Origin of the sequence: Streptomyces griseoaurantiacus (assembly GCF_036189845.1) — a bacterium.
Lineage (GTDB): Bacteria > Actinomycetota > Actinomycetes > Streptomycetales > Streptomycetaceae > Streptomyces > Streptomyces griseoaurantiacus.
In genome coordinates, this window is record NZ_CP108326.1 from 1,603,538 (window position 1) to 1,627,107 (window position 23,570).

The window sequence follows — 23,570 nt, forward strand, 5'->3', positions numbered from 1 at the left end:
CGAACCGGAACCGGGAGGGCGGCCGTCGGCCGCGCGCTCCCGGCGGGGTGCGGCGCCCCGGCCGGCGGGGATCTCACACCGGTGGTGCCGGGGTCTCACACCAGTGGTGTGAGGAAGCGCCGCAGCGTCTCCTCGTACTCCTCGGGGTCGGCGTTCCACATCGCCCCGTGCGCCCCTTCCCGCACGGTGTGCAGCACGACCAGTTCCGGCCGCTCGGCCGCCAGCCGCCGGGAGGTTCCCCAGGGCGCGACGGCGTCCCCGGGACCGTGGAAGATCAGCACCGGCTTCGTCAGCCGCCCGGGGTCCACCCGCTGCCGCAGCCGTTCCGGGTCCCAGCGCAGCTTTCCCTGGGCCGCCCGCACCGCGAGCGGCAGCAGGAAGCGCGGGGCGTGCCGGGCCCGCGCCAGCGCGCGCAGCGTCGCCTCCCGGTCGAGCACGGGCGAGTCGAGCACGAGGCCCACGACGCGGTCCCGCAGCGCGGAGCGGGCCGCGGCGGCGAGCGCCGCGGTCGCGCCGGTCGACCAGCCGTACAGCACGACGCGCCGGGCACCGTGGCGCACGGCGTGGTGGAGCGCGGCGTCCACGTCCCGCCACTCGGTGTCCCCGAGGTGGTGCAGCCCGTCGGGTGAGGGGGGCGCGCCCGGGTCCCCTCGGAGGGAGGGGGCGAGGACCGTGAGGTCGTGGCGGTGCAGGAACCGCATGAGGTTCATCGGGTGCGCGCGGCTGGACCCGAGCCCGTGCACGGCGATCACCCAGGTGTCCCGCACGCCGGGCACGCGCCAGGCGGGGAGCGGGCCGAGTTCGCCGGACAGGGTCACGTCGCTGTGGTCGAGCCCGAGGGCGCCGCCCGGGTCGCCGACGTGCAGTTCGGGGGTGAACCGGACCTTGTCGCCGGTCTCCAGGCTGCCGTGGGTGACGCGTTCGAGACGGCGTACGACGGTGTCGGCGGAGCGGTCGGCCCCGGTGAGGACCTGGCCGACGACCGCGTGCACGCCCTCGCCGACGAGGCCGTAGGCGCCCGGGCGGAGGGAGGCCAGGGCGCGGGTCAGGGTGATCTGGCCGGCGGCGGTGCCGTGCACGGCGAGCCGTGGTTCGGTGGGCAGGGGGCGGCCGGGGGGTGCCTTGAGTGTGGCGTCGCCGGCGAGGCGGCCGGCGGCGACGCCGGCGGCCCCGGCGAGGCCGGCGGCGAGGGCTACGGTGACGGCGGCGGCCGTCGGCCTGACAGTGCGCACCGGTCCAGTGTGGTGGCTGGGGAGGGCTTCGGCCAGCGGAACGCCTCTCTCTCCGGCCGTCGGGCCCTCGCTCCGGGCGGCGGAACGTCCCTCAGGGGGCGTCCGGCTGCCCGTAGTTCTCCAGCCGGGCCGTGACCTCGGCGAGCTGTGCGGGCGTCAGGAGACTGGGCGGGCCGGCCGGCGAGGCCGTCGCGGTGAGCCAGAGGCGGCACATCCATTCCAGCTGGGCGGTGCGGTCGTACGCCTGGTCGAGGGTGTCGCCGTGGGTGAGGGTGCCGTGGTTCCGCAGCAGGCAGGCGGTGCGTCCGGTGAGGGCGCGGAGCACGTGCCCGGCCAGTTCGTCCGTGCCGTAGGTGGCGTAGGGGGCCACCCGGACCGGGCCGCCGAGAGCCGCGGTCATGTAGTGGATCGGCGGCAGTTCGTCGACGAGCGTGGAGACCGCCGTGGCGTGCACGGCGTGCGTGTGCACGATCGCGCGGGCTCCGGTGGCGCGGTACACCGCGAGGTGCAGCGGGAGTTCGCTGGTCGGCCGCAGCGAGCCGAGCACCTGGCGGCCGTCGAGGCCGAGGCCGACCATGTCCCCGGGGCCCAGCCTGTCGTACGGCACGCCCGTGGGGGTGACCAGCACCGTGGCCCCCACCCGGACCGACACGTTGCCCGAGGTGCCGACGACCAGTCCGTCGGCGACCGTCCGGCGGGCGGTGGCGACAAGCGCCTCCCAGGCGCGGGCCAAGGCCAGCCGGTCCCGGTCGCCTTCGGCGTTCCGCCTGCCGGCCCCGTCCCGGTCGCCGCACCCGTCGCCCTCGCCGTGGGGTGTCCGCTCTCCCCGCCGCTCCGGCTCCCGTTCCCCACGCTGCTCAGTCATGGCGCGATCATGCCAGGTGGCGCGAGCCGAGGTCCGCTCTCCCCGGCAGAGAGATCTCCCGAACGCCCCAGTACAAGCCGATTGGATGATGATGTGCTGATTTCGGACGTCTTTCGGCTACTCTCTGGGGCTCCCGCGGGACTCTCCGTGCACGGTGGTCCCACGGATCCCTGCCGAACCACGCTCACCGGGGGAGCCGATGACCTCACGCCACGCCGCCCGCACCCTGGCGCTGACCCTCTGCGTCGCGTTCCTCGCCGCCGGGGCGGGGACCGCCCGGGCCGCCGACCCGCCCAAGGGGCACGACGTCTCCTCGCACCAGGGCGGTGTCGACTGGACCCGGGCGAAAGCGGACGGGGCTCGGTTCGTGTACGTCAAGGCGACCGAGTCCACCGACTACCGCAGCCCCGACTTCGAGAAGCAGTACGCCGGGGCGCGCGCCGCCGGCATCCTGCGGGGCGCGTACCACTTCGCGACGCCCGGCACCTCCTCCGGCGCCGCGCAGGCGGCGTACTTCGTACGCAACGGCGGCGCCTGGCAGGCGGACGGGCGGACCCTGCCGCCCGCGCTCGACATGGAGTACAACCCGTACGGCAGGCACAAGTGCTACGGGCTGGGCAAGGCCGCCATGGTGCGCTGGATGGGGTCGTTCAGCGAGGAGGTGCTGCGGCTGACCGGGCGCCGCCCCGTGCTGTACACGACGGCCGACTGGTGGCGACTGTGCACCGGTGACAGCACCGCCTTCGCGGCCGACCACGCGCTGTGGATCGCCCGGCACGACCCCTCGGGCACGGGCGCCCTGCCCGGCGGCTGGACGACCTGGACGTTCTGGCAGTACGCCACCTCGGGCACCCTGCCCGGCGACCAGAACGTCTTCAACGGCTCCCTCGCCGGGCTGAAGCGGTTCGCGCGGGGCTGAGGGGCGGCGGGGGCGCGAAAGCGGAACCCGGGCACTCCGTTCGGGTCACCGCACCGCCCGCCCTCGTTCACCTGCCGTTCACCCAGGTTGCCTACGGTCCTAGGGCCACTGACGTCCAACAGAAGCCTGGGTAAATGGAACACATCACGCTCCTTCTGGGTATCGTGATTGTCACCGCACTCGTGTTCGATTTCACGAACGGTTTCCACGACACGGCCAACGCGATGGCCACGACCATCTCGACCGGCGCTCTGAGGCCCAAGACGGCGGTGGCCATGTCCGCCGTGCTGAACCTCGTCGGCGCGTTCCTCTCCGTGGAGGTCGCCAAGACGATCTCCGGCGGCATCATCGACGAGGAGGGCCTGCGCACCGAGGTCATCTTCGCCGCCCTCGTCGGCGCGATCCTGTGGAATCTGCTGACCTGGCTGCTGGGTCTGCCCTCCAGTTCCTCCCACGCACTGTTCGGCGGTCTGATCGGCGCGGCGGTCATGTCGGCCGGCTGGTCCTCGGTGAACGGTTCGACCGTCGTCACCAAGGTCCTCATCCCCGCGGTCGCCGCGCCGGTCGTCGCCGGTCTGGCCGCGATGCTCGCCACCCGGCTCACGTACGCCATCGGCGACCGGGCCGACCGGAAGGCCACCGCGAAGGGCTACCGGGCCGGGCAGATCGCCTCGGCCGGGCTGGTCTCCCTCGCGCACGGCACCAACGACGCGCAGAAGACCATGGGCATCATCACCCTCGCCCTCGTCACCGGCGGCGTCCTCTCCCCCGGCTCCAACCCGCCGATGTGGGTCATCCTCTCGGCGGGCACGGCGATAGCGCTCGGCACCTACCTCGGCGGCTGGCGGATCATCCGCACCCTCGGCAAGGGGCTGACCGACCTGGCACCGCCGCAGGGTTTCGCCGCGCAGACCAGTGCGGCGACGGCGATCCTCGCCTCCTCCCACATCGGCTTCTCGCTCTCCACCACCCAGGTCTGCTCGGGCGCGGTGATGGGCTCGGGGCTCGGCCGCCGGGGCGGGGTGGTCCGCTGGTCCACCGCGACCCGCATGCTGGTCGCCTGGTGCCTGACGCTGCCGGCGGCGGGTCTGGTCGGAGCCGGGGCCGAGGTGCTCACCAAGCAGGGCACGTGGGGCACGGTCGTGACCGGCGCGCTGCTGCTCGCCGGTTCGGGCACGATCTGGGTGCTGTCCCGGCGCAAGCCGGTGACCGTGGACAACGTCAACGACCTCGACGGCGTCGGGGACATCGACGCCGCCGAGGCCGACGGGGGTGTCCCCGCCGAGTCCCCGGGCGTCGTGACCGCGGCCATCGCCGCGGTGGCGCCGCCGCCGGCGGGCCCACTCGTCGAGGCGGACACCGCCGGAACGGCCGGGGCCAACACGCCGGTTGTAGAACTGCAGGCCACCATCCCCGCCCCGGACACCGGGTCCGCGGCGGAACCGACTCGTCCCGCCGCGGTGTGAGGAACGGACAGATGAAGATCGACTGGGCAGCACTCGGATCAGTGTTCGGGGTCTCGCTCGTGGTGACGGTGGGACTGGTGGGCCTGTTCACGCTCGGCATCGTCGGGCTCACGAAGAAGGAGTCCGCGCGCGGCGGGAGCGCCGTGCTCGCCGCCACGGGGGCCTACGCGTGCTTCGCCGCGTGCGCGGCCGCGGTGGCGTACGGGATCCATCTGATCGTGGTCTGACGCGTCGTGACCTGACGGCGTGAAGGGCGCGCGCGGGGGTGGGAGCGGCTTCGACCGCCCCCACCCCCCTTTCGCGCGCCCGGAAACGCGCGTGTGGGACTCCGCACAGCAGGTCAAGGCCAGGTTGACTGAGGTCGGGGGGCGTGGTGAACTGCCGAAGCCAATGCGGCGGCAGGAGAGGAAGTCCGGTGTGAATCCGGCGCGGTCCCGCCACTGTCACCGGGGTAGCCATCCCGGGAGCCAGGAACTCTCACCGCCCATCTCGTCGAACCAGGGCGTGGACACCCTGAGTGAGGACACTTCGCCATGCGCGGCTGCCGACCGAGGTTCACCAGCGACAACCTGACCGATCCCACGGCCGGTTGACCCCGTGGGTGCCGAACGCCTCCACGCGTACGGCGCCACCGCCGGCCTCCTCGGTGACCTGCTCCTCGGCGATCCCCGCCGCGGGCATCCCGTCGCCGTGTTCGGGCGGGCCGCGGCAGCCGTGGAGCGCGTGCTGTGGCGTGACCACCGAGGCTGGGGCGCACTGCACACCCTCGTGTGCGCCGGTGGTGCCACCGCGCTCGGGGCTCTTGCCGTACGCGCCGTACGCCACTCCCCCGCCGCCTCCCTCGCCCTGACCGCGAGCGCCACCTGGGCGGTCCTCGGCGGCACCTCGCTCATCCGCGAGGCGCGGGCCGTCGGACGGGCGCTGGAGAGCGGTGACGTGGACGCCGCACGGGCGCGGCTGCCGCACCTGTGCGGGCGCGACCCGCAGGCCCTGGACGCCGAGGGGATCGCCCGGGCCGTCGTGGAGTCCGTCGCCGAGAACACCTCCGACGCCGTCGTGGGCGCCCTCGTCTGGGGCGCCGTCGCCGGGGTGCCCGGACTGCTCGGCTTCCGGGCCGTCAACACCCTGGACGCCATGGTGGGCCACCGCTCCGTGCGCCATCTGCGGTTCGGCTGGGCCTCCGCGCGCCTGGACGACCTCGCCGGCGCGCCCGGGGCACGGCTCACCGCCGTCCTCGCGGCCGCCGCCGGACCGGACCCCCGGGGCGCGGTACGGGCCTGGCGGGCGGATGCGCACCGCCATCCGAGCCCCAACGCCGGTCCCGTGGAGGCCTCCTTCGCGGGGGCGCTCGGGGTGCGGCTGGGCGGGACCCTGTCGTACGGGGGGCGTGTGGAGCACCGCCCGGTGCTCAACGGTGCCGGGCGCGCCGTGCGGGTGGGGGACATCGAGCGGGCGGCACGGCTCTCGCGGCGGGTCGGCTGGCTCGCGCTGGGCGTGTGCGCGGGCGTCCGGCTCGCCTGCGCGGGCGGGAGGCGCGCCGGCGCGCCCCGGACGAAGGGACGTACGTCATGAGCGGCGGGACCGAACGGCCGAGGGGCGGCGGGCTGCTCGTCGCCGGCACCACCTCCGACGCGGGGAAGAGCGTCGTCACCGCCGGGATCTGCCGGTGGCTGGCGCGGCAGGGCGTGAAGGTGGCGCCGTTCAAGGCGCAGAACATGTCCCTCAACTCCTTCGTCACACGGGGGGGCGCCGAGATCGGGCGGGCGCAGGCCATGCAGGCGCAGGCCTGCCGGATCGAGCCGACCGCGCTGATGAACCCGGTGCTGCTCAAGCCGGGCGGCGAGCGGAGCAGCCAGGTGGTGCTGCTAGGCAGGCCGGTCGGCGAGATGAGCGCCCGCGGCTACCACGGCGGCCGGCAGCGGGAGTTGCTCTCCGTCGTGCTCGACGCGCTGGCCGAACTGCGCGCCACTCACGACGCGGTGATCTGCGAGGGCGCGGGCAGCCCCGCCGAGATCAACCTGCGCCGGACCGACATCGTCAACATGGGGATCGCGCGGAACGCGAAGCTGCCCGTGCTCGTCGTGGGCGACATCGACCGGGGCGGCGTCTTCGCCTCCTTCTTCGGCACGGTCGCCCTGCTCTCCCGCAAGGACCAGGAGCTGGTCGCCGGGTTCCTCGTGAACAAGTTCCGGGGCGACGTCTCGCTGCTGGAGCCGGGCCTGGACATGCTGCACGGTCTCACCGGCCGCTCCACGTACGGCGTGCTGCCGTTCCGGCACGGCCTGGGCATCGACGAGGAGGACGGCATGGGGGTCCCCCCTGCTCGAACGAAGGTGAGAGCGGGGGGGAGGATCTCGCTGCGCGGGACCGTACGGGAGTCGGACACCGCGCCGCCGGTGGGCGAGGACGTGCTGCGGGTGGCGGTGTGCGCCCTGCCGCTGATGTCCAACTTCACGGACGTCGACGCGCTCGCGGCCGAACCCGGTGTGCTGGTGCGCTTCGTGGACCGGCCGGAGGAACTGGCCGACGCCGACCTCGTCATCGTGCCCGGCACGCGCGGCACCGTCCGGGCCCTGGAGTGGCTGCGGGAGCGGGGGCTCGCCGACGCCCTGCGGCGCAGGGCCGCCGAGGGGCGGCCGGTCCTCGGGATCTGCGGCGGCTTCCAGATCCTCGGCGAGCAGATCGAGGACGAGGTCGAGTCGCGCGCCGGGCGCGTGGACGGCCTCGGGCTGCTGCCCGTGCGCGTCCGCTTCGCCCGGGAGAAGACCCTCGCCCGGCCCGTCGGCCGCGCCCTCGGCGAGAGGGCCGAGGGGTACGAGATCCACCACGGGGTCGCCGAGGTCACCGGCGGCGACCCCTTCTTCTCCGACGGTGCCGGACAGGCCCTGGACGGCTGCCGGGTCGGCGCCGTCCGGGGCACGCACTGGCACGGCTCGCTGGAGTCCGACGGCTTCCGGCGCGCCTACCTGCGCGAGGTCGCGGCCGCCGCGGGCCGCCGCTTCGTGCCCGCCCCGGACACCTGCTTCGCCGCGCTGCGCGAGGAGCGGCTCGACCGGCTCGGCGACCTGATCGAACAGCACGCGGACACGGACGCGCTGCGGCGGCTCATCGAGTCCGGCGCGCCACGAGGACTGCCCTTCATCCCCCCGGGAGCGCCCGCATGAGCACTGTGTTGTTGTTGTCGACCGCCGACACGGACCTGCTGGCGGCGCGTGCCTCCGGCGCCGGCTACCGGATCGGCAACCCCACCCGCGTGGACGTCGCCGGGGAGCTGCCCGCGCTGCTCGACGGCGCCGACCTCGTCCTCGTGCGGCTGCTGGGCGGCAGGCGGGCGTGGGAGGACGGGCTCGCCGCCCTCGAGGCGTCCGGGGTGCCGACCGTGCTGCTCGGCGGGGAGAACGTCCCGGACGCCGAGCTGATGGCCCTGTCCTCGGTGCCGGCGGGCGTGGTGGCCGAGGCGCTGCGCTACCTGGTCGAGGGCGGCCCTGGGAACCTGGCCCAGCTCGCCCGGTTCCTCTCGGACACCGTGCTGCTGACCGGCGAGGGCTTCGAGGAGCCGCGGAAGATGCCCGAGTACGGCGTGCACGGCGCGCGCGCCCGCGTGCCGGGGCGGCCGACCGTGGGCGTGCTCTTCTACCGCGCCCACGAGCTCAGCGGCAACACCGCCTTCGTGGACACCCTGTGCGAGGCGGTCGAGGCGCGCGGCGCCAACGCGCTGCCCGTGTACTGCGGTTCGCTGCGCGGCGCGGACCCCGGCCTGTACGCGCTGCTCGCGGAGGCCGACGCGCTCGTCACCACCGTCCTCGCCGCCGGCGGCAGCCACGCCTCGCAGGCCTCGGCGGGCGGTGAGGAGGAGGCCTGGGACGTCGGGGCGCTCGCCGAACTGGACGTGCCCGTGCTGCAGGGCCTGTGCCTGACCACCTCGCGCGCCCAGTGGGAGGCCTCCGACGCCGCCCTGTCCCCCATGGACGCGGCGATGCAGGTCGCCATCCCCGAGTTCGACGGCCGGCTGGTCACCGTCCCGTTCTCCTTCAAGGAACAGGGTCCCGACGGTGTGCCGGTGTACGCCGCCGATCCCGAGCGGGCCGCCCGGGTCGCCGGGATCGCGGTGCGGCACGCGGCGCTCGCCCACAAGCCGAACGCCGAGAAGAGGATCGCGCTCGTCTTCACCGCCTACCCCACCAAGCATTCGCGGGTCGGCAACGCCGTCGGCCTGGACACGCCCGCCTCGGCGGTACGGGTCCTGGACGCGCTGCGGGAGGCCGGGTACGGGGTGGAAGGACACCCCTCCGAGGGCGACGAGTTGATCCACCGGCTCATCGAGGCGGGCGGCCACGACGTGGAGTGGCTGACCGAGGACCAGCTCGCCGCCGCTCCGGCCCGTGTGCCCCTCGCCCACTACCGGAAGTGGTTCGAGACGCTGGACCCCGGGCTGCGCGCGTCCATGCGGGAGGCGTGGGGCGAGCCGCCGGGCTCCCTCTACGTCGACGGCGAGGACATCGTCCTGGCCTCCCTGCGCTTCGGCAACGTGGTGGTCATGATCCAGCCGCCGCGCGGCTTCGGCGAGAACCCCATCGCCATCTACCACGACCCCGACATGCCGCCCTCCCACCACTACCTGGCCGCCTACCGCTGGCTTCAGGCCCCGCCCTCGGAGGGCGGGTTCGGCGCCGACGCGGTCGTGCACATGGGCAAGCACGGCACGATGGAGTGGCTGCCGGGCAAGGGGCTCGGGCTGAGCGCCGGCTGCGCTCCGGACGCCGTGCTCGGCGAGCTGCCGCTGGTCTACCCGTTCATCGTCAACGACCCCGGCGAGGGGACCCAGGCCAAGCGGCGCGGGCACGCGACGGTGGTCGATCACCTGGTGCCGCCGATGGCCCGTGCCGACACCTACGGGGATCTGGCGAAGCTGGAGCAACTCCTCGACGAGTACGCCCTGGTGAGCGACCTCGACCCGGCGAAGGCCCCGGCCGTGCGGGCGCAGATCTGGACGCTCGTCAAGGCCGCCGAGCTCCACCACGACCTGCACGTGGACGACCAGCCGGACGAGGACGAGTTCGACTCCTTCGTCATGCACATCGACGGTTATCTGTGCGAGATCAAGGACGTGCAGATCCGCGACGGCCTGCACATTCTGGGCGGCGGCCCGGTCGGCGAGCCCCGGGTGAACCTGGTCCTCGCGGTGCTGCGCGCCTCCCAGGTGTGGGGCGGGCGGGCGAACGCGCTGCCCGGGCTGCGGGCCGCGCTGGCCGCCCGCTTCGGCCTTGTGGAGAAGGAGTTGCTGGCCGAGCCGGGCGCCGGGGCGGAGGTCCCGGCGGCGCTCACCGCTCTGGTGGACGGCCCGGCCCGTACCGCCTCCGACGCGATCGACCTGCTGGAACAGCTCTGCCGTCGGCTCGCCGAGGGCATGGAGGCGCGCGACTGGGCGGCGGACGCGGCCGGGGACCTCGTCCGCGAGGTGCTCGGCACCGATCTCCCCGAGGCGGCTGCCGTGCTGCGGTTCGCGGGCGAGGAGGTCGTGCCCCGCCTCGCCCGTACGAGCGACGAGATCGGGAACATCCTGCGCGCCCTGGACGGCGGTTACGTCCCGGCGGGCCCGTCCGGCTCCCCCACCCGCGGCCTCGTCAACGTCCTGCCGACCGGACGGAACTTCTACTCCGTCGATCCCAAGGCGATCCCGTCCCGGCTGAGCTGGGAGGTCGGGCAGTCGCTGGCGGACTCGCTGGTGCGGCGGTACCTCGACGACACGGGCGCCCACCCCAGGTCCGTGGGGCTCACCGTGTGGGGCACCTCGGCGATGCGCACGCAGGGCGACGACATCGCCGAGATCCTCGCGCTGCTGGGCTGCCGCCCGGTCTGGGACGAGGCCTCGCGCCGGGTCACCGGCTTCGAGGTCGTCGGCCTGGAGGAGCTGGGCCGGCCGCGCATCGACGTCACGGTCCGCATCTCCGGCTTCTTCCGGGACGCCTTCCCGCACGTGGTGAGCCTGATCGACGACGCGGTCCGGACGGTGGCCGAACTCGACGAGCCCGCCGAGTCCAACTACGTGAAGGCGCACGCCGACGAGGACACCGCCGCGCACGGGGACCGCCGCCGGGCCACCGCCCGCGTCTTCGGCTCCAAGCCGGGCGCGTACGGGGCGGGCCTGCTGCCGCTGATCGACGCCCGCAACTGGCGCTCCGACGCCGACCTCGCCGAGGTGTACGCGGTGTGGGGCGGCTACGCCTACGGGCGCGGGCTCGACGGGCGGGCGGCGCGCGGCGACATGGAGACGGCGTTCCGGCGGATCGCGGTGGCGGCGAAGAACGTCGACACCCGCGAGCACGACCTCGTCGACGCCGACGACTACTTCCAGTACCACGGCGGCATGGTCGCCATGGTGCGCCATCTGACGGGCGAGAGCCCGGAGGCGTACGTGGGCGACTCGGCCGTGCCGGACCAGGTGCGGACCCGCACGCTGGGCGAGGAGACGCACCGGGTGTTCCGGGCCCGGGTGGTCAACCCGCGCTGGATGGCGGCCATGCGGCGCCACGGCTACAAGGGCGCCTTCGAGATGGCGGCGACGGTGGACTACCTGTTCGGCTACGACGCCACGGCCGGCGTCGTGGACGACTGGATGTACGAGAAGTTGTCGGCCGAGTACGTCTTCGACGCCGAGAACCGGGACTTCATGAGGAAGTCCAACCCCTGGGCGCTGCGCGGCATCACGGAACGCCTCCTGGAGGCGGCCGACCGGGGCCTGTGGGCGGAACCGGACGCGGAGACGCTGGAGCGGCTGCGCGCCACCTACCTGGAACTCGAAGGCGATCTGGAGGGCGACGAGAAGTGAGTACCCCCTTTCCGTTCACGGCCGTTGTCGGCCAGGACGACCTGCGGCTCGCGCTGCTGCTGAACGCGGTGTCCCCGGCGGTCGGCGGCGTCCTGGTGCGCGGCGAGAAGGGGACGGCCAAGTCCACCGCCGTGCGGGCGCTCACGGCGCTGCTGCCCGCGGTGGACGTCGTCCCCGGCTGCCGCTTCTCGTGCGATCCCGCGCGGCCCGATCCGGGGTGCCCGGACGGGCCGCACGAGCCGGGCCCCTTCGAGTCCCGCGCGGCCCGCATGGTCGAACTCCCCGTCGGTGCCTCGGAGGACCGGCTGGTGGGGGCGCTGGACATCGAGCGGGCCCTCGCGGAGGGCGTGAAGGCCTTCGAGCCGGGGCTGCTGGCCGGGGCCCACCGGGGCATCCTGTACGTCGACGAGGTCAACCTCCTCCACGACCACCTCGTGGACCTGCTCCTCGACGCCGCCGCGATGGGCGCCTCGTACGTCGAGCGCGAGGGCGTCTCCGTGCGGCACGCGGCGCGCTTCCTGCTCGTCGGGACGATGAACCCGGAGGAGGGCGAGCTGCGCCCGCAGCTCCTGGACCGCTTCGGGCTCACCGTCGAGGTCGCCGCCTCCCGGGAGCCCGACCTGCGCGTGGAGGTCGTGCGGCGGCGGCTCGCGTACGACGACGACCCCGCCGCCTTCGCCGCGCGCTGGGCGGAGGAGGAGGCCGCCGTACGGCGACGGATCGTCGCGGCACGGGAGTTGCTGCCCTCGGTGCGGCTCGGCGACGGGGCGCTGCGGCAGATCGCGGCGACCTGCGCGGCCTTCGAGGTGGACGGCATGCGCGCCGACATCGTGATGGCCAGGACGGCGACCGCGCTGGCGGCCTGGGCCGGGCGGACCGACGTGCTCGCCGAGGACGTACGGCAGGCCGCGCTGCTGGCGCTGCCCCACAGGCGCCGTCGCAATCCCTTCGACGCGCCCGGTCTCGACGAGGACAAGCTGGACGAGACGCTGGAGGAGTCCGGCGGGTCCGAGGGACCCGGCGGGTCCGGCGGTGACGACGATCCGGACCCGGACGGCGGGGGACCCGGCGGTGGCGGCGGGCAGCCCGGCCCCGAGGACGGCGGGCCCGGGGACGGGGACGCCGCCGCCCGGCCCGAGGCGGGCGAGGGCGGCGAACCCCGGCCGTCCGGTGCCGGCGAGCAGTCGCCGGTGCGGGCCGCCGAGCCCTTCCGCACGAAGGTGCTCAGCGTCCCCGGTCTCGGCGAGGGTGCGGCCGGGCGGCGCTCGCGGGCGCGCACCCGGCACGGCCGGACGACGGGTGCCCGGCGGCCGCGGGGCACGCTGACCGAGCTGCACCTGGCGGCGACCGTACGGGCCGCGGCCCCGCACCAGCGGGCACGCGGGCGCTCGGGCCCCGGCCTTGTCGTGCGCCGGGACGATCTGCGGCAGGCGACCCGTGAGGGCCGCGAGGGCAACCTCGTGCTGTTCCTCGTGGACGCCTCCGGGTCGATGGCGGCGCGGCAGCGGATGAGCGCGGTGAAGGGCGCCGTGCTCTCGCTGCTGCTCGACGCCTACCAGCGGCGGGACAAGGTGGGCCTGGTGACCTTCCGGGGCACCTCCGCCGAGGTGGCGCTCCCCCCGACCTCCTCCGTCGACGCGGCGGCGGCCCGCCTGGAGTCGCTGCCCACGGGCGGGCGCACCCCGCTGGCTGCCGGGCTGCTCAGGGCGCACGAGGTGCTGCGGGTGGAACGGCTGCGGGACGCGGCGCGGCGTCCGCTGCTCGTGGTGGTGACGGACGGGCGGGCCACGGGTGGTCCCGAGCCGGTGGCCCTGGCCTCGCGGGCGGCACGGCTGTTCGCGGCCGGGGGGACCGCCTGCGTGGTCGTGGACTGCGAGGCGGGCCCCGTGCGGCTCGGGCTCGCCGGGCGGCTGGCGGCCGACCTGGGCGGCACGGCGGTGACGCTCGAGGAGCTGCGGGCCGACTCGATCGCCGGACTGGTGAAGGACGTACGCGGGAGGGCCGCCTGATGCCGCAGGGACAGCCGAGCGTCGTGCCGGACGACGGGCTGACGACCCGTCAGCGCCGCAACCGTCCACTGGTCGTCGTCCACACGGGGGTCGGGAAGGGCAAGTCGACGGCCGCCTTCGGGCTGGCGCTGCGCGCCTGGAACCAGGGGTGGCCGATCGGGGTGTTCCAGTTCGTCAAGTCCGCGAAGTGGAAGGTCGGCGAGGAGAACGCGCTGCGGGTGCTGGGGGCGTCCGGCGAGGGCGGGTCCGTGGCCTGGCACAAGATGGGCGAGGGCTGGTCCTGGGTGCAGCAGGGGACCCGGGGCGACAACGCGAGCAACGAGGAGAAGGCCCGCGAGGGCTGGGAGCAGGTCAAGCGGGACCTGGCCGCCGAGACGTACCGGCTGTACGTGCTGGACGAGTTCGCGTACCCGCTGCACTGGGGGTGGATCGACACCGGGGAGGTGGTCGAGGTGCTGCGGCACCGTCCCGGCACCCAGCACGTCGTGATCACCGGGCGGAACGCCCCCGAGGAGCTGGTGGAGTTCGCGGACCTGGTCACCGACATGTCGAAGGTGAAGCACCCGATGGACGCCGGTCAGAAGGGCCAGAGGGGCATCGAGTGGTGACGTCCACGGCACTGCCCCGGCTGGTCCTCGCCGCGCCGGCCTCCGGCAGCGGCAAGACCACCGTGGCGACCGGGCTGATGGCCGCGCTCACCGCGCGGGGGCTGCGGGTGTCCCCGCACAAGGTGGGCCCGGACTACATCGACCCCGGCTACCACGCGCTCGCCACCGGGCGGACGGGGCGCAATCTCGACGCCTACCTGTGCGGGCCGGAGCTGATCGCCCCGCTGTTCCTGCACGGGGCGCGGGGGTGCGACCTCGCCCTCGTCGAGGGCGTGATGGGGCTGTTCGACGGGGCGGCCGGGGAGGGCGAGCTGGCGTCCACGGCGCAGGTGGCGAAGGTGCTGGGGGCGCCGGTGGTGCTGGTGGTCGACGCCTCGGCGCAGTCCCGGTCGGTGGCGGCGCTGGTGCACGGGTTCGTGACCTGGGACCCGGAGGTGCGGATCGGGGGCGTGATCCTCAACAAGGTCGCCTCGGACCGGCACGAGGCGCTGCTGCGGGAGGCGCTGGAGTCGGTGGGGGTGCCGGTGCTGGGGGTGCTGCGGCGGGCGGCGCCGGTGGAGGTGCCCTCGCGGCACCTCGGCCTGGTGCCGGTGGCCGAGCGGGGGGCCCTGGCGGTGGAGGCGGTGGCCGCGATGGGGGCGCGGGTGGCCGCCGGGTGCGATCTGGAGGCGGTGCTCGCGCTGGCACGCTCGGCGGCTCCCGTGCCGGGTGCGGCGTGGGACGCGGTGGAGGCCGTGGGGGGTGGCCCGCGGGAGGCGTCCTCGGGTGGGGGGAGGCCGGGGTCCCGGCCCGTCGTCGCCCTCGCCGGGGGCCCCGCCTTCACGTTCTCCTACGCCGAGCACGCCGAGCTGCTCGCCGCCGCCGGCGCGGACGTCGTGCCCTTCGACCCCCTGCGCGACGAGGGACTCCCCGAGGGCACCGCCGGACTCGTCCTCGGCGGCGGTTTCCCCGAGGTGTACGCCGCCGAGCTGTCCGCGAACGAGCCGCTGCGCAAGGCCGTGGGCGAGCTGGCCCGGGGCGGCGGTCCGGTCGCGGCGGAGTGCGCGGGGCTGCTGTACCTGTGCCGGGAGCTGGACGGCCTGCCGATGTGCGACGTGCTGGACGCCACCGCACGGATGTCCGAGCGGCTCACCCTCGGCTACCGGGACGCCGTCGCCCTCACCGACAGCCCCCTGGCCGCCGCCGGTACCCGTGTGCGCGGCCACGAGTTCCACCGCACCGTGGTGGAGCCGGGCGCCGGGGAGTCGCCGGCCTGGGGGTTCCGCGGCGAGGGGCGCCGTCTGGAGGGGTTCGTACGGCGTGGCGCGCACGCCAGTTTTCTGCACACGCACTGGGCGTCCGCGCCCGGTGCCGCCCACAGGTTCGTCGAGAGGTGCCGGACGTCATGAGCAGCAGGCTGATCGGGATCGGGGTGGGCCCCGGCGACCCCGAGCTGGTGACCGTGAAGGGCGTGGGCGCGCTGCGCGCGGCGGACGTGGTCGTCGTCCCGGTGATGGACGGCGGCGAGCGCGGCCGTGCCGAGGCGACGGTGCTGCACTACGTGCCCGCCGGGAAGGTCGTGCGGGTGGTGTTCGCGCTGAACGAGCGCTCGGACCGGGCGCGCCGCGAGGCGGCGTGGGACGCGGCGGGCGAGCGGGTCGCCGGGCTGCTGCGCGCGCACCCGGGCGGCTCGGTGGCCTTCGCCACGATCGGCGACCCGAACGTGTACTCGACGTTCACGTATCTCGCGCACACGGTCGCCGCGCTGGTGCCGGGGACGGTGGTGGAGACGGTGCCCGGGATCACCGCGATGCAGGACCTGGCGGCCCGGTCGGGTGCCGTGCTGACGGAGGGCACCGAGCCGCTGACGCTGGTCCCGGTGACCGCCGGGGCGGCGGTGCTGAAGGAGGCGCTGAGCGGTCCCGGCACGGTCGTCGCGTACAAGTTCGGGCGGCAGGCCGACGAGGTGGCCGGGGCGCTGCGGGAGACGGGGCGGCTGGCGGACGCGGTGTGGGGTTCGGCGCTGGGGCTGCCGGAGGAGTCGATCCGCCCGGCCGCCGAGCTGACCGGCGGGGGCCCGCTCCCCTACCTGTCGACCCTGATCGCGCCGGCCCGCCGCGACGGCACCCGGGGCGGCAAGCTGTGACCGCCCTCCTGCCGCGGCCCTCAGCCCGCCAGGCCCACCACCACCCAGATGAAGCCCACGCCCGCGACCGTGCACAGCAGGGTCGAGCGGGCGGGGTGGACGTGGTGCGCCTCGGGCAGGATCTCGGCGGCCGCGAGGTAGAGCAGGACGCCGCCGAAGAGGCCGAGGTAGGCGCCGAGCGCCTGTTCCGGGATGGTGAGGAACAGGGTGGAGGCGGCGCCGACCATCGGGGCGACGGCGTCCGCGAACAGCATGATCAGGGCCTTGCGGCGGGCGTTCCCGTACAGGCTGGTGAGCGTGTAGGTGTTGAAGCCGTCGGCGAAGTCGTGCGCCACGACGGCCAGGGCGACGGCCGCCCCCATGCCGCCGCCGACCTGGAAGGCGGCGCCGATCGCGACGCCGTCCATCGCGCTGTGTCCGACCATCGCCCCGGCGGCCGTCAGGCCCACCTCGGGCGCCCGGTGGTTGTGCTCGTCGGCGCCGTGGGAGGCGCGGCGGGCGGCGAGCAGCCGTTCGACCAGGTGGGCCAGAAGGAAGCCGCCGACGAAGAGCAGCAGGGCCTCGGGGACGCCGAAGACGTCCTCGCCGGCCGCCTCCAGCGCCTCGGGCAGCAGGTCGAGGCCGACCACGCCGAGCATCAGGCCGCCGGCCAGGCCCAGGACCAGGTGGCGGCGGTCGGTCACATGCTGTGCCGTCCAGCCGCCGGCCAGCGTCATCAGGAACGCGCCGAGCGCGACGAGTACCGCCATGGGCCCTTGCTATCCGATCAACCCCCGTTCGCGCACATCCGGCCACCAGGCGGGCCCCGCACACCATGACATTCCGGCCCACATCCCCCACCCCCTCCGCCCCTCCCGGCACACCGGTCCCGAGCGGCCCACCGCTGCCCACCCCCCTTCCCACCACCCCTTCGCCGCCCGCCCTCCCGCGGCCGGCCTCCTGTACGAGAGGACCCGAGCCCATGGCCGATGCCCCCGCAGGCAAGGTGACCTTCGTCGGCGCCGGCCCCGGTGCCGCCGACCTGCTGACCTTCCGTGCCGCCCGCGCGATCGCCGAGGCGGACGTGGTGATCTGGGCGGCCAGCCTGGTGCAGGCGGAGGTGCTGGAGCACGCGCGCGCGGACGCGGAGGTCCTGGACTCGGCGACGATGTCGCTGGAGGACGTCGTCGCCGTGTACGCGCGGGCCCGGGCCGAGGGGCTGCGGGTGGCGCGGATCCACTCGGGGGACCCCGCGCTGTGGGGCGGCACGCAGGAGCAGCTCGACCGGTGCGCGGACCTCGGCGTGGAGACCGAGATCGTGCCGGGCGTGTCCGCCTTCTCCGCCGTGGCCGCGCTCGCGGGGCGCGAGCTGACGATTCCGGAGGTGGCGCAGTCGGTGATCCTCACCCGGCTGGGCGGCGGCAAGACGCCGATGCCGCCCGGGGAGGAGGTCCGGGAGTTCGCCCGGCACGGCACCACGATGGCGCTGTTCCTCTCGGCGGCGCGCAGCGGTCAGCTCGTACGGGAGCTGCTGGAGGGCGGCTATCCGACGACGACGCCGGTCGTGGTGGCGTACCAGGCCACCTGGCCGGAGGAGCTGCTCGTGCGCTGCACGATCGGCACGCTGGAGGAGACGGTCAAGAAGCACAGGCTGTGGAAGCACACGCTGTTCCTGGTCGGCCCGGCCCTGGACGCCCACGGCACGCGTTCGCACCTGTACCACCCTGGGCACTTCCACGGCTTCCGCAGGGCCGATCCACAGGCCCGCCGGGCCCTGCGCGCCCGGAACGCGACGCCGTGAACGGCCTGGGAAGGATCACGGTTCTCGGCACGGGCACGGGCGCTCCGCTCGACGAGGGAGCCCGGGCCGCCGTGGCGGGTGCGGGTCTGGTCGTGGGCGGGCGACGGCATCTCGCGGCGGCGCCGGTGCCGGACTCCGCCGGGCGGGTGACGCTCGGACCGCTCGCCCCGGCCCTGGAGGCGATCGCCCGGCACCTGGAGAAGGGCGCCGGCGGCGGCCCGGTGGTCGTGCTGGCCTCCGGCGACCCCGGCTTCTTCGGGATCGTACGGGTGCTGGCGGAGCGGTTCGGCGGGGAGCGGCTCGACGTGCGACCCGGCGTGTCCTCCGTGGCGGCCGCGTGGGCGCGGGCCGGGCTGCCGTGGGACGACGCGGTCGTGGTGAGCGCGCACGGGCGCGCCCTGCGGACCGCCGTGAACGTGTGCCGGGCGCATCCCAAGGTGGCGGTGCTGACCGGCCCCGGCGCGGGCCCGGCGGAGCTGGGCGCGGCACTCGCGGAGGGTTCCGGCGGGCCGGGGGGCCGGGTCCTGGTGGTGCTGCGGGCGCTCGGCGACCCGGGCGCCGCACGGGTGGACCGGGTGTCCCCCGCCGAGGCCGCCGCCCGCGACTGGGGCGGCTCGGTGAACGTCGTCCTCTGTCTGGACCCGGCGCGCGCCCTGGGCCCCGCGCGGACGGTGGCCGGTCCGCCCGCCGGGCCCGAGGGCGGCTGGGCGCTGCCGGAGGAGGCCTTCGCGCACCGCGACTCGATGATCACCAAGGCGGAGGTGCGGGCGCTGGCCCTGGCCCGGCTGGGCCCCCGGCTCGGCGAGCTGGTGTGGGACGTGGGCGCGGGTTCGGGCTCGGTGGCGGTGGAGTGCGCGCGCCTCGGCGCGGCGGTCGTGGCCGTGGAGCGGGCGGCGGACGGCGTCGGCCGGATCCGCGCCAACGCCGCCGCGCACGGGGTCGACGTGCGCGTGGTGCACGGCGAGGCCCCCGGGATCCTCGCCGCTCTCGCCGACGACCCGGACGCCGTGTTCCTCGGCGGGGGCGGCGCCGGGCTGCCGGACCTGGTCGCCGCCTGTGCGCGACGGGCCCGGCGGACGGTCGTGGTGGCGCTGGCCGCCCTCGACCGGGTTCCGGCGGCCCGCGCTGCGCTCACCGCCGCCGGATGGGAGGTGGACGGCGTCCTGCTGCAGTCCTCCCGGCTCGCGCCGCTGCCGGGGGACGTGACCCGGCTGGCGGCGGCCAATCCCGTGTTCCTGCTGTGGGGCGTACGGCCCCCGGAGCCCCCCGCGGACCCCGTAGAGCCCGCAGAGTCCGCAGAGTCCGCCGCACCCGTAGATCCCGCAGAGCCCGTAAGCCCTGTACGTCCCGAAGGTCCCGTAGGTCCCGTAGAAGGAGTCGCCCTGTGATCGGCCTGATTTCCGCCACCGCGGCGGGCGCGGCCGCCCGTGACCGGCTGGCCGCGGCCTGGCCGGACCGCACGCGCGTGTACGAAGGTCCCGTCGGGGACGCCGTACGGCGGGCGTTCGGCGAGTGCGAGCAGCTCGTGTGCTTCCTCGCGACGGGCGCGGTCGTACGTCTCCTCGCGCCGCTGCTCGGCGACAAGCACGCCGACCCGGGCGTGGTCTGCGTGGACGAGGCGGGGCGGTTCGCGGTCTCGCTGGTGGGCGGCCACGGCGGCGGGGCCAACGAGCTGGCGCGCGCGGTGGGCGGCGTCCTGGGCGCGGAGCCCGTGGTGACGACGGCGACGGACGCCGCGGACCTGCCCGGCCTGGACACGCTCGGCCTGCCGGTGGAGGGCGCGGTGGCCGCCGTGTCGCGGGCCCTGCTCGACGGGGAGCCGGTGGTGCTGCGGGCGGAGGTGGCGTGGCCGCTGCCGCCGCTGCCGCTCGCGGACCGGGGCGCGTACACGGTGCGGGTCACGGACCGCGTGGTGGAGCCGGACGCGAGGGAGGCGGTGCTGCGGCCGCCGACCCTGGTGGTGGGCGTGGGCGCCTCCCGGGGCGCGCCGGTGGCGGAGGTGCTCGGTCTCGTCGAGGACACCCTGCGCGGGGCGGGACTGTCGGCCGCCTCCCTCGCCGAGCTGGCCACCGTGGACGCGAAGGCGGACGAGCCGGGTCTGCTCGGGGCGGCCGAGCGGCTGGGCGTGCCGCTGGTGACGTACTCCGCGGCCGAGCTGGCGGAGGTCGACGTCCCGAACCCCTCGAAGGCGCCGCTCGCCGCCCTCGGCACCCCCTCGGTGGCGGAGGCGGCGGCGCTGCTGCGCGGGGGCGAACTCCTCGTGCCCAAGCGGAAGTCGGCGGGGCGGCCCGCCATGGCGACCTGTGCGGTGGTGCGCCGGCCGGGGCGCGGGCGGCTCGCGGTGGTCGGGATCGGCCCGGGCGCGCGCGACCTGCTCACCCCGCGCGCGGCGGCGGAGCTGCGCCGGGCTTCGGTGCTGGTCGGCCTCGACCAGTACGTCGACCAGATCCGCGACCTGCTGCGGCCGGGGACCCGGGTGCTGGAGTCGGGGCTCGGCGCGGAGGAGGAACGGGCGCGCACGGCGGTGGCCGAGGCCCGGCGCGGGCACGCGGTCGCGCTGATCGGCAGCGGGGACGCCGGGGTGTACGCGATGGCCTCGCCCGCGCTCGCGGAGGCCTCCGGCGACATCGACGTGGTCGGTGTGCCGGGGGTGACGGCGGCGCTGGCGGCCGGGGCGGTGCTCGGCGCGCCGCTGGGCCACGACCACGTGTCGATCAGCCTGTCCGACCTGCACACGCCGTGGGAGGTCATCGAGCGGCGGGTGCGGGCGGCGGCCGAGGCCGACCTCGTCGTGACGTTCTACAACCCGCGCAGCCGGGGCCGCGACTGGCAGTTGCCGAAGGCGCTGGGCATCCTCGCCGGGCACCGGGAGCCGACGACCCCGGTCGGGGTGGTCCGCAACGCCTCCCGGCCGGACGAGTCGAGCCTGCTGACGACGCTGGCCGCCCTGGATCCGGCGGTCGTCGACATGATGACGGTCGTGACGGTCGGCAACACCGCGACCCGACAGGTCGCCGGCCGCATGGTGACCCCGCGCGGCTACCGCTGGCAGGAGACCCGTCCGGCGGACCGGAACGCGCCGGAGGAGCCGAAGTGAACCGTGTCGTGCACCCGATCGAGCATGAGTCCTTCCGGCGGCTGCGCGCCCGCCTGGACACCTCGTCCCTCCCGCCGCTGACCCGGGCGGTCGTGGAACGCGTGATCCACTCCGCCGCCGATCTCGACTACGCGGAGGATCTCGTCCTGGACGAGGGCGAGTTGAGGGCCGCGCACGCCGCGCTGCACGCGGGCGCGCCGGTGGTGGTGGACGTGGAGATGGTCGCGGCCGGCATCACCCGCCGCGACACCGTGTGCCGGCTGAAGGACGCGCGGTCCGGTCCCGGGCTGACCCGCTCCGCGCACGCCGTGCGGCTCGCGTACGAGCAGGTGGGCCCCGGGGCGTTGTGGGTGATCGGCTGCGCGCCCACCGCGCTGGAGGAACTGCTCACCCTGGACGCCTCTCCCGCGCTCGTCATCGGCCTGCCCGTCGGTTTCGTCGGCGCGGCCGAGTCCAAGGCCGCGCTGCGCGCGAGCGGGCTGCCCGCCGTGAGCAACGTGTCCGAGAAGGGCGGCTCGGCGGTGGCCGCGGCCGCCCTGAACGCCTTGCTGTACCACCCCGCTTCCGTCGAACCGACGACCGAACCGACCCCACCGACCGCACCGACCACACCGACCGCACCGACCGCACCGACCGCACCGACCGCACCGACCGAGGAGAACCCGTGACCGCCCCGACACCCCCCGCCCTGCTCATCGCCGGACACGGCACCCGGGACGAGGCCGGGGCCGAGGCATTCCGCTCCTTCGTCCGGGAGTTGGGCCGCCGGCACCCCGAACTGCCCGTCGCGGGCGGCTTCATCGAGCTGTCCCCGCCGCCGCTGGGCGAGGCGGTGGCCGAACTGGTGGAGCGCGGGGTGCGCCGGTTCGCCGCCGTCCCGCTGATGCTGGTCTCCGCCGGGCACGCCAAGGGGGACATCCCCGCCGCGCTGGCCCGTGAGAAGGAACGGCACCCGGGGATCTCGTACACCTACGGCCGCCCCCTGGGCCCGCACCCCTCGCTGCTGCGGGTGCTGGAGCGGCGCCTCGGCCAGGCCCTGGAGGGCACCGGCTGGGACCCGGCGGAGGTGACGGTGCTGCTGGTGGGGCGCGGTTCCACCGACCCGGACGCCAACGCGGAGGTGCACCGGGCGGCCCGGCTGCTGTGGGAGGGGCGCGGATACGCGGGCGTGGAGCCGGCGTTCGTCTCGCTCGCGGCGCCGGACGTGCCGAGCGGCCTGGACCGCTGCGCGAGGCTGGGCGCGCGCCGGATCGTCGTCCTGCCCTACTTCCTGTTCACCGGCATCCTCCCGGACCGGGTGCGGGAGCAGACCCGGGCCTGGGCGGAGGCGCACCCGGAGGCGGAGGTGCGGTCGGCGGACGTGATCGGGCCGGAGCCCGAGCTGCTCGACCTGGTGTGGGAGCGCTACGAGGAGGCCGCGAAGGGGGCCGTGCGGATGAACTGCGACGCGTGCGTGTACCGGATCGCGCTGCCGGGCTTCGAGGACAAGGTGGGGCTGCCGCAGCAGCCGCACTTCCACCCGGACGACGAGGGCCACGACGGGCACGGCCACGGGCATCACCACGGGCACACGCACTCCCATGCGCACTGACGAGGCCGGTGCGCTGCGCCACCACGGGGACGCGGAGGTGCGGGACGGCGGCCCCGGGCTGGTCGACCTCGCCGTGAACGTCCGCGCGGACACGCCCCCGGCGTGGCTCCGCGCGCGCCTGGCCGCGTCCCTGACCGGACTCGCCGCCTACCCGGACGGCCGGGCCGCGCGGGCGGCGGTGGCGGCACGGCACGGTCTGCCGGTGGAACGGGTGCTGCTCACGGCGGGCGCGGCGGAGGCGTTCGTCCTGCTGGCCCGGGCGCTGGAGGTGCGCCGGCCGGTGGTCGTGCACCCCCAGTTCACGGAGCCGGAGGCGGCGCTGCGGGACGCGGGGCACGAGGTGGGCCGGGTCCTGCTGCGGGAGGCGGACGGTTTCCGGCTGCTCCCGGGGGCCGTGCCCGAGGACGCGGACCTGGTGGTGCTCGGCAATCCGACCAACCCCACCTCCGTCCTGCACCCGGCGGCCGCGCTCGCCCGGCTCGCCCGCCCCGGACGGACGCTGGTGGTGGACGAGGCGTTCATGGACGCGGTGCCGGGCGAACCGGAGGCGCTGGCGGGCCGCACGGACCTGCCGGGGCTCGTGGTGCTGCGCAGTCTGACGAAGACGTGGGGGCTGGCCGGTCTGCGCGTCGGCTACGTCCTGGCGGCGCCGGACACGATCCGCGCGCTGGAGCGGGCGCAGCCGCTGTGGCCGGTGTCGACTCCGGCGCTGGTGGCGGCGGAGGCGTGTGTCTCGCCCGGGGCGCTGGCGGAGGCGGAGCGGGCGGCACGGGCGACCGCGGCCGACCGTGCCGTCCTGGTCGAGGGCCTGCGGGAGGCGGGCCTCACGGTGGTCGGCCCGCCGCGGGCCCCCTTCGTCCTCGCCCGCGTGCCCGAGGCGGCACGGGTGCGCCGCGAGCTGCGCGCGCTGGGGTTCGCGGTGCGGCGGGGCGACACCTTCCCGGGTCTGACGGGGGACGCGTGGCTGCGGCTGGCGGTCCGCGACCGGGGGACGACGGAGGCGTTCCTCAAGGCGCTGCGGGAGGTGCGTGGAGGGGGCTGAACGGCCT

Annotated in this window: 19 protein-coding genes and 1 riboswitch; of the genes, 16 read left to right on the forward strand and 3 right to left on the reverse strand. The window is 75.6% G+C overall.

Features of this window, described 5'->3' with window-relative positions; all coding sequences use genetic code 11:
* Positions 1-95 precede the first annotated feature (95 nt).
* On the reverse strand, positions 96-1,232 hold the full coding sequence (locus OHB09_RS07275) for an alpha/beta hydrolase (protein WP_006143374.1): 1,137 nt from the start codon (positions 1,230-1,232) through the stop codon (positions 96-98).
* Between the two features lie 91 nt (positions 1,233-1,323).
* Positions 1,324-2,097 carry a class II aldolase/adducin family protein gene (locus tag OHB09_RS07280; RefSeq protein ID WP_191852767.1) on the reverse strand — a complete coding sequence of 258 codons (774 nt, stop codon included), beginning with the start codon at positions 2,095-2,097 and terminating at the stop codon, positions 1,324-1,326.
* A gap of 199 nt (positions 2,098-2,296) precedes the next feature.
* Here OHB09_RS07280 and OHB09_RS07285 point away from each other — a divergent pair, with 199 nt between their 5' ends.
* The 10 genes from OHB09_RS07285 to cobI all read left to right on the forward strand — a co-directional run bounded on the left by OHB09_RS07285 (position 2,297) and on the right by cobI (position 16,053).
* Positions 2,297-3,016, forward strand: a complete 720-nt coding sequence (locus OHB09_RS07285; RefSeq protein ID WP_328921746.1) for a lysozyme — start codon at positions 2,297-2,299, stop codon at positions 3,014-3,016.
* A 134-nt stretch (positions 3,017-3,150) separates the two neighbouring features.
* The gene (locus tag OHB09_RS07290; RefSeq protein ID WP_093598879.1) at positions 3,151-4,482 is read left to right on the forward strand and encodes an inorganic phosphate transporter; all 1,332 of its coding nucleotides are present in this window, start codon (positions 3,151-3,153) and stop codon (positions 4,480-4,482) included.
* A gap of 11 nt (positions 4,483-4,493) precedes the next feature.
* Positions 4,494-4,709: a hypothetical protein gene (locus tag OHB09_RS07295; RefSeq protein WP_006143378.1), complete on the forward strand. Its 216-nt coding sequence runs from the start codon at positions 4,494-4,496 to the stop codon at positions 4,707-4,709.
* 129 nt (positions 4,710-4,838) lie between these two features.
* Positions 4,839-4,979: riboswitch (cobalamin riboswitch) on the forward strand.
* 100 nt (positions 4,980-5,079) lie between these two features.
* A complete protein-coding gene (locus OHB09_RS07300; RefSeq protein WP_191890754.1) occupies positions 5,080-6,054 on the forward strand; it encodes a cobalamin biosynthesis protein in 975 nt (324 codons plus the stop codon).
* Positions 6,051-7,646, forward strand: a complete 1,596-nt coding sequence (locus tag OHB09_RS07305; RefSeq protein WP_191852770.1) for a cobyric acid synthase — start codon at positions 6,051-6,053, stop codon at positions 7,644-7,646. Before OHB09_RS07300 ends, OHB09_RS07305 begins: the two co-directional genes overlap by 4 nt.
* Positions 7,643-11,311 (forward strand): cobaltochelatase subunit CobN, encoded by a 3,669-nt coding sequence (gene cobN, locus OHB09_RS07310; RefSeq protein ID WP_093598870.1) that lies wholly within the window; start codon positions 7,643-7,645, stop codon positions 11,309-11,311. Before OHB09_RS07305 ends, cobN begins: the two co-directional genes overlap by 4 nt.
* On the forward strand, positions 11,308-13,320 hold the full coding sequence (locus OHB09_RS07315) for a putative cobaltochelatase (RefSeq protein ID WP_093598867.1): 2,013 nt from the start codon (positions 11,308-11,310) through the stop codon (positions 13,318-13,320). Before cobN ends, OHB09_RS07315 begins: the two co-directional genes overlap by 4 nt.
* Positions 13,320-13,928 (forward strand): cob(I)yrinic acid a,c-diamide adenosyltransferase, encoded by a 609-nt coding sequence (cobO, locus tag OHB09_RS07320; protein WP_006143384.1) that lies wholly within the window; start codon positions 13,320-13,322, stop codon positions 13,926-13,928. Before OHB09_RS07315 ends, cobO begins: the two co-directional genes overlap by 1 nt.
* A complete protein-coding gene (locus tag OHB09_RS07325) occupies positions 13,922-15,316 on the forward strand; it encodes a cobyrinate a,c-diamide synthase (protein WP_006143385.1) in 1,395 nt (464 codons plus the stop codon). Before cobO ends, OHB09_RS07325 begins: the two co-directional genes overlap by 7 nt.
* Entirely contained in the window at positions 15,313-16,053 is a 741-nt protein-coding gene (gene cobI, locus OHB09_RS07330; protein WP_006143386.1) for a precorrin-2 C(20)-methyltransferase, read from the forward strand. Before OHB09_RS07325 ends, cobI begins: the two co-directional genes overlap by 4 nt.
* A gap of 20 nt (positions 16,054-16,073) precedes the next feature.
* Here cobI and OHB09_RS07335 read toward each other — a convergent pair whose 3' ends face one another.
* Positions 16,074-16,802, reverse strand: coding sequence for a ZIP family metal transporter (locus OHB09_RS07335; RefSeq protein WP_093598858.1), 729 nt, complete (start codon positions 16,800-16,802; stop codon positions 16,074-16,076).
* A gap of 212 nt (positions 16,803-17,014) precedes the next feature.
* Here OHB09_RS07335 and cobM point away from each other — a divergent pair, with 212 nt between their 5' ends.
* Genes cobM through cobC form a run of 6 tightly spaced genes read left to right on the forward strand, consistent with a single transcriptional unit; the run spans position 17,015 to position 23,563 of the window.
* The gene (cobM, locus tag OHB09_RS07340; protein ID WP_006143388.1) at positions 17,015-17,833 is read left to right on the forward strand and encodes a precorrin-4 C(11)-methyltransferase; all 819 of its coding nucleotides are present in this window, start codon (positions 17,015-17,017) and stop codon (positions 17,831-17,833) included.
* Positions 17,830-19,221 (forward strand): precorrin-6y C5,15-methyltransferase (decarboxylating) subunit CbiE, encoded by a 1,392-nt coding sequence (gene cbiE / locus OHB09_RS07345; protein ID WP_328729647.1) that lies wholly within the window; start codon positions 17,830-17,832, stop codon positions 19,219-19,221. Before cobM ends, cbiE begins: the two co-directional genes overlap by 4 nt.
* Entirely contained in the window at positions 19,218-20,930 is a 1,713-nt protein-coding gene (gene cobJ, locus OHB09_RS07350; protein ID WP_319118753.1) for a precorrin-3B C(17)-methyltransferase, read from the forward strand. Before cbiE ends, cobJ begins: the two co-directional genes overlap by 4 nt.
* A complete protein-coding gene (locus OHB09_RS07355) occupies positions 20,927-21,598 on the forward strand; it encodes a precorrin-8X methylmutase (protein WP_328921747.1) in 672 nt (223 codons plus the stop codon). Before cobJ ends, OHB09_RS07355 begins: the two co-directional genes overlap by 4 nt.
* Positions 21,595-22,521, forward strand: a complete 927-nt coding sequence (locus tag OHB09_RS07360; protein WP_006143392.1) for a sirohydrochlorin chelatase — start codon at positions 21,595-21,597, stop codon at positions 22,519-22,521. The genes OHB09_RS07355 and OHB09_RS07360 overlap by 4 nt, the downstream gene beginning before the upstream one ends.
* Entirely contained in the window at positions 22,511-23,563 is a 1,053-nt protein-coding gene (gene cobC / locus OHB09_RS07365) for an Rv2231c family pyridoxal phosphate-dependent protein CobC (protein WP_167793560.1), read from the forward strand. The genes OHB09_RS07360 and cobC overlap by 11 nt, the downstream gene beginning before the upstream one ends.
* Positions 23,564-23,570: the final 7 nt, after the last annotated feature.

What these genes read in the sequence shown, in the direction of transcription:
- OHB09_RS07280 (WP_191852767.1), bottom strand. Translation starts at nt 2,097, where the DNA reads ATGACTGAGCAGCGTGGGGAACGGGAGCCGGAGCGGCGGGGAGAGCGG.
- OHB09_RS07285 (WP_328921746.1), top strand. Translation starts at nt 2,297, where the DNA reads ATGACCTCACGCCACGCCGCCCGCACCCTGGCGCTGACCCTCTGCGTC.
- OHB09_RS07290 (WP_093598879.1), top strand. Translation starts at nt 3,151, where the DNA reads ATGGAACACATCACGCTCCTTCTGGGTATCGTGATTGTCACCGCACTC.
- OHB09_RS07295 (WP_006143378.1), top strand. Translation starts at nt 4,494, where the DNA reads ATGAAGATCGACTGGGCAGCACTCGGATCAGTGTTCGGGGTCTCGCTC.
- OHB09_RS07305 (WP_191852770.1), top strand. Translation starts at nt 6,051, where the DNA reads ATGAGCGGCGGGACCGAACGGCCGAGGGGCGGCGGGCTGCTCGTCGCC.
- cobN (WP_093598870.1), top strand. Translation starts at nt 7,643, where the DNA reads ATGAGCACTGTGTTGTTGTTGTCGACCGCCGACACGGACCTGCTGGCG.
- cobO (WP_006143384.1), top strand. Translation starts at nt 13,320, where the DNA reads ATGCCGCAGGGACAGCCGAGCGTCGTGCCGGACGACGGGCTGACGACC.
- cobI (WP_006143386.1), top strand. Translation starts at nt 15,313, where the DNA reads ATGAGCAGCAGGCTGATCGGGATCGGGGTGGGCCCCGGCGACCCCGAG.
- OHB09_RS07335 (WP_093598858.1), bottom strand. Translation starts at nt 16,802, where the DNA reads ATGGCGGTACTCGTCGCGCTCGGCGCGTTCCTGATGACGCTGGCCGGC.
- cobM (WP_006143388.1), top strand. Translation starts at nt 17,015, where the DNA reads ATGGCCGATGCCCCCGCAGGCAAGGTGACCTTCGTCGGCGCCGGCCCC.
- cobC (WP_167793560.1), top strand. Translation starts at nt 22,511, where the DNA reads ATGCGCACTGACGAGGCCGGTGCGCTGCGCCACCACGGGGACGCGGAG.